Below are 6531 nucleotides of genomic sequence, written 5' to 3' on the forward strand. Positions count from 1 at the left end.
GAAAAGCTAAAGGCAGCATTTGTTAGAGTGGCTAATAAGGTAATAAAAGATAGTGATGGATTAATAAAGAAAATGATGGGTAATATAGAAAAAGTGCTAATTAAAAATAAAGAAGATGAAGAAATAAAAGCTATTGATTCTAGACTAGCAGAGATTAGAGAGCAGATAACAAATTTAATAAGACTAAATTCTAGAAGCAGTATTGACAGTGATATTTATGATGAAGAATACAACAGACTGGTTTTGGAGATGGAAAACTTAAGGAGTAAGCGACTCGCATATACAAAAACTGAAATGGAGTGTAAGAATAATTATTCTAGGGTTAGAGAGATTGAGAAAATACTGAATGAGTATGGATTGATAAATAGTTTTGATGAAGAATTATTTAGGGTATTAGTAGAAAAGATAAGAGTTGTATCTTTGGTTGAAGTGGAATTTGTTTTGAAGACTGGGGTTGTGGTTGGGGAAATAATATAAAAAATATTTTAATAAATGACTTGCTATAATCCAAAAAATGGTATAATTAAAATATACAAGAAACAAAAACTACCAAAATTTACAGAGGAAGGAATAAAATTGAAAAGAATAACAAGGAAGTTTATAATTTTTATTTGTTTTTTTGCCTTAATAAGTTTTGCATATGCCAAGTCTATAGAAAAAACTAACAACAACAGACTAAATAGAACAATATCACCAAAAACAAAAAATGAAAAATTAATAAAACATGATGATAAAAAAATCAAAAAAGAAAGCAAAAGATTTTCTCAGAAATTAAAAGATTGGAAAAAACCAGTTGTCAAAAAATCACAAACTGTATTAGATAATGTATATTTAAGTGGTGATGAAAATGACCTAGAATTAATCATTAAAGATGGACAAGCTTACATAGAACTTGAAGAAAAACTGGTAAAAATTAAAAACGAAAAAGATATTAAAAAATTTAAAAAAGATGCAGATCTTATTAAAGAAGAAAATACAGACTCAAGAATTGATGCATATATCGCTTTTTTAGCAGAAAAAAATGGTGACCTTGATTATGCTTATGAAAAAATACTTGATGCTATCTCGAAACAACCAAAAAATGAATTGTATAAAAAACTGTTTAAAAGAATTTATGAAAAGAGAGTAAAATTAATCACTGATTATAGAGAAAATATAATGAGAAGTAATGACTAGACATGAAAGGAGGGAATAGAAGTGAATTTTAAAAAGTATTTTAGTTTAATATTTATAATGATTATATGCATTATAGCAAGTACAAATAATATATATGCTGATTCATCTACAATTTATAAATTAAAACCTAAATACTTAACAACAGATTTTAATTTTGAGATGATGGCAGCTACTGTTACTCAAGATGATTACACTTTCTCTTCAGTTGGGAATTTTAGAACAAATAAAGATTTGGCAGGTATGTCGTGGGAAACAGAGGATGTTTTAAGTCATATTGATTTAAAATATCCAACCAATTCTGATTTTTCTGGCGTAATATTAGAATATGATTATTCACTATCTGGATATACAGAGTTAATGAATTCTGAGATAAGTCCAGTTATTACTATAGAAACAAATAGTGGTGATTTTTATTATGTTAGATTATGGAACTATGTAGTAAATAGGCCATTAGATGATTGGGAAATAGGTGCAAGTCAGCAATATGAAACAACAATTAGATTTCCAGAAGGGCGAACTCCTGGGACTGCAACAGGTTCAACAGGTAGAATAGTATTAGACTTTGATAATTTATATGCTGGATGGGTACCTTGGTATTGGACAGAAGAAGATGAATGGGTGCCAATGCCTGGATGGGAAAAAGTACCTGTAGATGATATAAAAAGTATTATGTGGTCGTTTGTTCCAGTAGGATATAATTGGGAAACTCAAGATATGTCGTATTTGAATGATTCATATGAGTATAAAGTAGATTTTTCTAATTGGAATGTATATGGAGATACTTTTTTAAGAACTGAACCTGAAACACAATCAGTTCAATCTTTAAGATTATGTGATGATTATGATGATATATACAACTTAACCCCTGAAAGAGTAGTAAGCGAGTATGACAAATTAGGATACCGAGAAATTGTAAACTTTTACATAGGTGCTTCACATTATTATGATAAAAAATATAATGGACAGAAAATGGAAATGAAGACAGACTATCCTTTTAATTTGGCGTTTGAGACTTGGTATAAAGATTATATAAAAAGAATTAAAGAAAGAGATATGGATATAATTCATTCTATATCTATGGAAAATGTTGATGCACCAGAAGAATGGTGGCAGAGAGCTTGGGATGGAACGCCTGCTTCTACAATGTGGGAGCCAACACCACATCTGTTGAGTTTTACAAATAGTGATACAAAAGCATTTCTTAAAAAGTATGTGGAAGAGCTGGCAAGATTATCAAATGACGCAGGGATAAAACCAGTAATCCAACTAGGTGAACCTTGGTGGTGGTTTATTGAAAATGAAGAAAATCAACCTCCATGTTTTTATGACCAAGCAACAAAAAATTTGTTTTTAAGCGAAAAAGGTTATCCTATGCATGAATTTCAATCTGCAAATGAATCCATAGAAGGCCATGAAGAGATGCTTTATTGGTTAAGAGAACAAAATGGTAAACTGGCACATTTTCTTAGAAATGCAGTAAAACAAAAATATCCAAATTCTGAATTTACGGTATTATTTTTTACACCTTCTGTAATAGATAAAGATAGAGTGCCTGAAATGATGACTATAGTTAATTTCCCACAGGAATATTGGCAATATCCCAATTTAGATTTTTTTATGATAGAAGATTATGATTATTTAATTTTTGATCAAATGGACAAGCATTTAGAAACATTAACTTTTGCTCAAAATTACTTAGGATATCCGGAAGATAAGGTACATTATTTCTCAGGTTTTGTATTAAACAGTGATTACTCCTATGTATGGAAGAATATTGAACAAGCCATTAATGATGGCTTTAATCAAGGTTTTAAGGAAGTATATTTGTGGGCTTATACACAAATAAAAAGGGAAGGTTGGACTCCACTGGATATTATATATGCAAGCAAACCTTCAGGAACGTATAGCGATACACATTATGTAACATTATCCTGTGATGGAGCGGACGAAATAAGATACACATTAGATGGAACAGACCCAAGTGCTATCAATGGAAAGATTTATTCGAAACCTATTTACATTGACAGCACAAAACTTCTCAAAACAACTGCTGTTAAGAATGGTGATACAAGAAATATTGTAGAGTTTAGATATAATATGCCTAGTATTAAAATTCCAGTAAAAATAGATGTAGATGGGAGCTCTGATGAATGGAAAGAAATAATTAGTTTATCCCAAGGTACTGGTTCTATAGACAACTTGTATGCCGTTCAAAATAGTAAAAAACTATACCTACTTGTTAAAGGAAGCGAGCTTAATAGTCCAAATAATTTTTATATAGACATAGACAATAACGGCGATACAGGCTATCATTTGTGGTGTTGGAATAATTCCGGTGCTGACTATATGATAGAAGAAAATATGATAAAAAAATATATAGGTAATGGAGATGATTGGAACTGGGTTCAAGTAGGTACAGCAGAATTAGTAAAGAATAGTTCAATAATTGAAGTGTCAGCGGAATTAAGTTCACTGGGATTGAATGAACCGACGGATATTAAAGTAGGGTATAGTAGAAATTATAGTGATTATGCACCAGTTGCTGGAAACAAAATGGCACAAGCTAATGGAATAATTTTAGATGATGAAGATTTATTAGCAGAGCTAATATACTTAACTTCACCTCTTGAATCATCGAAAAACTTGACAGCTAGAGTCATAGTTGATGGTGGAGATATAGATACATCTAGAAACTATTATATAGAAGCTTTCTGCTCATGGGATAATGAAACCTGGTATAGTAAAGGTGGAAAGAACATAAGCATCCCGGTAGGAGAACAAAATAACTATATTGATTTAGAGTACTGCATATTTTTAAATGGTGATTTATATACAAAAGTTGTTATTTATGATAGTAAAGGTGGCACACAGTTAGGAGAATTTGTAAAGAGTGAAACTGATCATGTTGATGTTGGCATGATTGAGAATTATGATTGGTATAAGTTTTCAGAATCCTATGATTCAGATGTAACAGTTGAAGGTTACATATCCGATATTGGTGGATATGCAGGTGAAGCAACAGAAACAGTTTATGCAATAACAAAACGAAGTGATGAAGAAATTTGGAGGCAGTATTCATTAAATAACGGAGAGTGGTCAGCAACTGGAGTTACCTATGCAACCAATCCAATCGAAAATGGGGGCATTATGAGCTTTTCAAAAATATCCCCGTTAATGACTGAAGAAAAGTATGCGACAATGGAATTGGGTCTTCCAAGCATTGAAGATATAAAACAAATGATAGAAAATAAAAAGAATGAGCTGTTAGATAAATTCTATGTTAAAATAGGAATTAATCCAGCTGAATTAAATAGTGAAGATGTAGGAATGATAGTTGGCGGGCTTGCTATAAGTGTTGATGACAATGTCTATTTTGGACTTGCGCAGTGGATTTTAGGTGCTGAACCGCATGATGATAACTATTACTTCATGAAAGCCAAAGCTTTTGGAGATTCAGTCTTCACTGCTGCATATACAACAGCATCAGTAGGAAGTGCTATAGAAGCGGTTAGGGCTTTAGAAAGTGCAGGAGCAGCAGGAGCAATGGCATTGGCTACAGCACCAACAGGTGTAGGCGGTGCTGTGTTAAGTGGAGCGACAGTAACAGAATTAGCTGAAGCAGCAGCCATGTCTGGTATATCATATATATCAGGTAAAATGGCAGAACGTTCGCAGGGTATACTGAAAGAAAGTGTGGCAAAGCTTAAAGAAACTATAGGGTATAAAGTAACGTCAAGAACAAAAGGAAAAATTGTTGCAGAAAAAACAGCTGAAGAAGCAAATCAATTTTGGAAAGAATATTATAATACCGATGGCAGTACTCCTCCTTATGAAGCAGGCACCAAGGTTTATGAAATTGAGCTTAACGAAGATATGACATTTGTTAGGGTTTTTGAAAAAACAGGTGATGAATTTGGACAATGGGTTATGAAAGCGGAAGATATAGAGGGATTAACTCCACTTCAAATAAAAGATAAATACTCTCTTGAATTTATACCTAAATATGTATGTGACTATGAAATTCCAGCTGGTAGTATAATTAGAGGTGGAAAAGCTGGACCGATACCAAATTGGGGAAACGGTGGAGGCATTCAATTTGATTTGATGGGTCAATATATTGGTACACCTAGAAATATCAGATTAATACAATAACTATAATTTGATTTTAAGGTGGTGACTATGAATGTATAATATAATAGACAATGTTAGAATTAATATTAATAATAAAATATTAAAATTTGATTATGATATAAAAAAAATAATAGAATTTGAAAAAGTATATATAATCCAGTTATGGAATACCAAAAGTAATGACATTGCACAACAGCCTACGAGCAATGTTTATTGTGTAGACAAACAAGGCAAAATACTATGGAACATAAAATCTATATTTGAAAACTATAATAAATATAGGGATGAATTTATATTTACTTCATGTGAAAGGCAAGATGAGGATAAGTTACGTATAAGGACAGCTTGTGGTATTGTTACTATTATTGATCCTGTAAGTGGTAAAATACTAAAGAAATCCTGGAGCAAATAAACTCTATAGAGATAGCTTAAATAATAGACGGGAAAAAAACTAATTGTAACTAAATAGACTATAAAAGTGTGATAATATATATCACAAAATTAGGTATAAAAAATAAGAATATGTAATTTGCACATGCTATAAAAAGTTATAGGATATCAAGTGTTTTCTTTTAATCAAAAATTCAATAACTATGCATGTGGAGTCAGTAGTATTGATTAAAAGAAAATTGTCTAATTAAAACAAACCCTTTCAATTTAAAATAAACTCTTTGCATTTTTAAAATAAAGTTTTGGAATGAAAGAGTTTGTCTGATATAGGGTCAAAAAAATGGAAGTAAAAATGGAAATATGAATAGAATTATTAAGGGGAAAGAATCATGGTTTAAGCCTTGAATCTTTTCTCTTTTTTGATGGAAAGATTTAAGAAAAAGTATTGGGGATTGAGAATATAAACCCCCTTGAACCTTTGTAAAATTAAGGGCTTTGATGAAGGTAATAAAATAGAAAACTAAATGGATTTTTAAATGGAAAAAGAAAGTAAGCGTCAAATAGCCCCCACCTAGCAACTAGGCAGAGGCTATGATATTATTCTTTTAAAGGAACCTTACAATCACTTGGAAGAGTATCTGACTAAGGTAGTAAAGCATCAAGGTGAGTCGTATTTGTTATATCTATGTTAGGTAATTTTACAAATAAATATTGTAGGTAATGAAATGGACTTAAGTTATTGGCTTTAGCAGTTTCAATTTTTTACAATGGTAGCAATCGGTCATATCATAGATGCCCATATTATAAAAAATGGTAGTGCAATTCGTACTGCTG

General features: G+C 31.2%; 4 protein-coding genes and 1 pseudogene. 4 read left to right on the top strand and 1 reads right to left on the bottom strand.

The window, feature by feature from the left end; all coding sequences use genetic code 11:
- The 4 genes from BUB36_RS20245 to BUB36_RS18175 form a co-directional block, all read left to right on the top strand.
- The coding region (locus BUB36_RS20245; protein WP_330390550.1) for a hypothetical protein at nucleotides 1-477 on the top strand (477 nt) is incomplete at its 5' end.
- Nucleotides 478-492: 15 nt separating this feature from the next.
- Entirely contained in the window at nucleotides 493-1176 is a 684-nt protein-coding gene (locus BUB36_RS18165; RefSeq protein WP_073153593.1) for a hypothetical protein, read from the top strand.
- Nucleotides 1177-1197: 21 nt separating this feature from the next.
- Nucleotides 1198-5328 carry a chitobiase/beta-hexosaminidase C-terminal domain-containing protein gene (locus BUB36_RS18170; protein ID WP_073153596.1) on the top strand — a complete coding sequence of 1377 codons (4131 nt, stop codon included), beginning with the start codon at nucleotides 1198-1200 and terminating at the stop codon, nucleotides 5326-5328.
- A gap of 31 nt (nucleotides 5329-5359) precedes the next feature.
- On the top strand, nucleotides 5360-5719 hold the full coding sequence (locus BUB36_RS18175; protein WP_073153599.1) for a non-structural maintenance of chromosomes element 1 family protein: 360 nt from the start codon (nucleotides 5360-5362) through the stop codon (nucleotides 5717-5719).
- A gap of 620 nt (nucleotides 5720-6339) precedes the next feature.
- Here BUB36_RS18175 and BUB36_RS18185 read toward each other — a convergent pair.
- Nucleotides 6340-6456 (bottom strand): annotated as a pseudogene (locus tag BUB36_RS18185) (transposase domain-containing protein); the annotation flags it as partial.
- Nucleotides 6457-6531: the final 75 nt, after the last annotated feature.

It is taken from the genome of Paramaledivibacter caminithermalis DSM 15212 (assembly GCF_900142245.1).
GTDB classification, from domain to species: Bacteria; Bacillota; Clostridia; order Peptostreptococcales; family Caminicellaceae; genus Paramaledivibacter; species Paramaledivibacter caminithermalis.